Here is a 3,234-nt window from a genome sequence, read left to right as displayed (position 1 = left end):
ACTTCCTATCCTCCCAGGCCGTTTCCAGCCAAGTACTTTCGGCGTTTACGAGCTTAACTACTGTGTTCGGGATGGGAACAGGTGGTTCCTCGTAGCCATCATCACTGAATTTGTCAGGGTGTTCCCTGAAAACTACATAGAAGAATAATATGTTAACTTACAAGTTTTTATTTAAGTAAAGCCCTCGATCTATTAGTACCAGTCAGCTCCATGCCTTACAGCACTTCCACACCTGGCCTATCAACCATGTCGTCTACATGGGATCTTACTAGCTTATGCTATGAGAAACCTCATCTCAAGGCTGGTTTCACGCTTAGATGCTTTCAGCGTTTATCCGTCCCGAACGTAGCTACCCAACTGTACCCTTGGCAGGATAATTGGTACACCAGCGGTTCGTCCACTCCGGTCCTCTCGTACTAGGAGCAGCCCCCTTCAAGTTTCTTTCGCCCGCGATGGATAGGGACCGAACTGTCTCACGACGTTCTGAACCCAGCTCACGTACCACTTTAATCGGCGAACAGCCGAACCCTTGGGACCTACTTCAGCCCCAGGATGTGATGAGCCGACATCGAGGTGCCAAACCTCCCCGTCGATATGGACTCTTGGGAGAGATTAGCCTGTTATCCCCAGGGTAGCTTTTATCCGTTGAGCGATGGCCCTTCCACTCGGCACCACCGGATCACTAAGCCCGACTTTCGTCCCTGCTCGACTTGTTGGTCTCGCAGTCAAGCTCCCTTCTGCCTTTACACTCTTCGAGCGATTTCCGTCCGCTCTGAGGGAACCTTTGGGCGCCTCCGTTACTCTTTAGGAGGCGACCGCCCCAGTCAAACTGTCCACCTAGGACTGTCCGGAAGGTCGTTACTCTTCCCGTTAGATTTCAATTAATCAAAGGGTGGTATCCCAACAGCGACTCCACTAAGACTAGCGCCCTAGCTTCTACGTCTCCCACCTATCCTGTACATTCATTAACTAAAATCAATCCTAAGTTACAGTAAAGCTCCATGGGGTCTTTCTGTCCAGTCGCGGGTAACCTGCATCTTCACAGGTACTTCAATTTCACCGGGTCCCTCGTTGAGACAGTGCGCAAGTCGTTACACCTTTCGTGCGGGTCGGAACTTACCCGACAAGGAATTTCGCTACCTTAGGACCGTTATAGTTACGGCCGCCGTTTACTGGGGCTTCAATTCAGAGCTTCGGATTACTCCTAACCCCTCCTCTTAACCTTCCAGCACCGGGCAGGTGTCAGCACCTATACGTCAGCTTTCGCTTTAGCAGGCACCTGTGTTTGTGGTAAACAGTCGCTTGCGCCTCTCTTGTGCCACCCATTCATGCTCCAGCCGTTACAAGCTTTCACACTACATGGGTCATCCTTTTCCCGAAGTTACGGATGCATTTTGCCGAGTTCCTTAACGAGGGTTTTCCCGCGCACCTTAGGATTCTCTCCCCGCCTACCTGTGTCGGTTTTGGTACGGGTAGTATGTCTCTACCTAGAAGCTTTTCTCGGCAACTTAGGATCAATTACTTCACTCTTTTGAGCTCGTCATCACGCCTCAGCTTTTAGTGTAACGGATTTACCTATTACACAACCTACACGCTTAAACATGCACTTCCAATCGCATGCTAACCTACCTGTTTGCGTCACTCCATCAATCAAACAATTCATACTAGTACAGGAATTTCAACCTGTTGTCCATCGCCTATGCTTTTCCGCCTCGGCTTAGGTCCCGACTTACCCTGAGACGACGATCGTTGCTCAGGAACCCTTAGGCTTTCGGTGGAAAGGATTCTCACCTTTCTTTTCGCTACTCATACCGGCATTCTCACTTCTTACCAGTCCACAGCTCCTTCCGGTACTGCTTCAATCCAATAAGAACGCTCCCCTACCCAATGGTATTGCTACCATTGCCACGACTTCGGCTCTGCATTTTAGCCCCGGACATTTTCGGCGCAGAGTCTCTCGACCAGTGAGCTATTACGCACTCTTTAAATGGTGGCTGCTTCTAAGCCAACATCCTGGTTGTTTTGGAAACTCCACATCCTTTGCCACTTAATGCAGCATTGGGGGCCTTAGTCGGTGGTCTGGGCTGTTTCCCTCTTGACTATGGGCCTTATCACTCATAGTCTGACTCCCATGTATAAGTATAGCCATTCGTAGTTTGACTAGGTTCGGTACCCGGTGTGGGCCCTAGCCCGATCAGAGCTCTACCGCCTATACTCTTTACCATGAGGCTAGCCCTAAAGCTATTTCGGGGAGAACCAGCTATCTCCGTGTTCGATTGGCATTTCACCCCTATCCACAACTCATCCCAAAGCTTTTCAACGCTCACGAGTTCGGTCCTCCACACAATTTTACCTGTGCTTCAACCTGGCCATGGATAGATCACTACGGTTTCGGGTCTACTACCACTAACTATTCGCCCTATTCAGACTCGCTTTCGCTTCGGCTCCACGTTTTCCGCTTAACCTCGCTAGTGACAGTAACTCGCCGGTTCATTCTTCAATAGGCACGCCGTCGACCTGCAATTATACGGTCTTCGACTGTTTGTAGACATACGGTTTCAGGTTCTCTTTCACTCCCCTCCCGGGGTGCTTTTCACCTTTCCCTCACGGTACTATGCGCTATCGGTCCATACTGGTATTTTGCCTTGGAGGGTGGTCCCCCCTGCTTCCCACAAGGTTTCACGTGTCTCGTGGTACTCTGGATACTGCTCCACATATGCAGGATTTCGACTACAGGGCTTTCACCTTCTTCGGCCGACCGTTCCAAATCGGTTCGTCTATCCCATTTATGCTTGTTAGCAGTCCTCAACCCCGGTCTGGCGAACCAGTCCGGTTTGGGCTCTTCCCCGTTCGCTCGCCGCTACTAAGAGAATCTCGTTTGATTACTTTTCCTCTGGGTACTTAGATGTTTCAGTTCCCCAGGTGCCCTCCTCATACTCTCTGGTATGGGTGACAGAGCTTTTCTCTGCCGGGTTCCCCCATTCGGATATCTACGGGTCAATGGTCGCTTGCACCTCTCCGTAGCTTTTCGCAGCTTACCGCGTCCTTCTTCGGCCAGTATAGCCAAGGCATCCACCGTATGCCCTTACTATCTTTACTTGATAGTGACATATGGTTATGTCTTCTGCTTTAGAGTCATCCTTTCGGATGCTCTCACCTTATAAGTTAATTTAGAGAATCTATGTGCTTGGTCTAACCCTTAGAGTCAACTCTAAGAGACCAAATCATAAATTA

Annotated in this window: 2 rRNA genes; both read right to left on the bottom strand. The window is 50.0% G+C overall.

What is annotated here, in order from left to right:
• Window positions 1–109, bottom strand: a 5S ribosomal RNA gene (gene rrf / locus EO118_RS08490); the annotation flags it as partial.
• 63 nt (window positions 110–172) lie between these two features.
• Window positions 173–3,099, bottom strand: a 23S ribosomal RNA gene (locus tag EO118_RS08485).
• Between the last annotated feature and the right edge of the window lie 135 nt (window positions 3,100–3,234).

The organism is Veillonella sp. 3891, assembly GCF_003992315.1.
Taxonomy (GTDB): Bacteria; Bacillota; Negativicutes; order Veillonellales; family Veillonellaceae; genus F0422.
The sequence above is the reverse complement of the archived record's forward strand: the minus strand, read 5'-3'. Positions and strand labels throughout refer to the sequence as shown.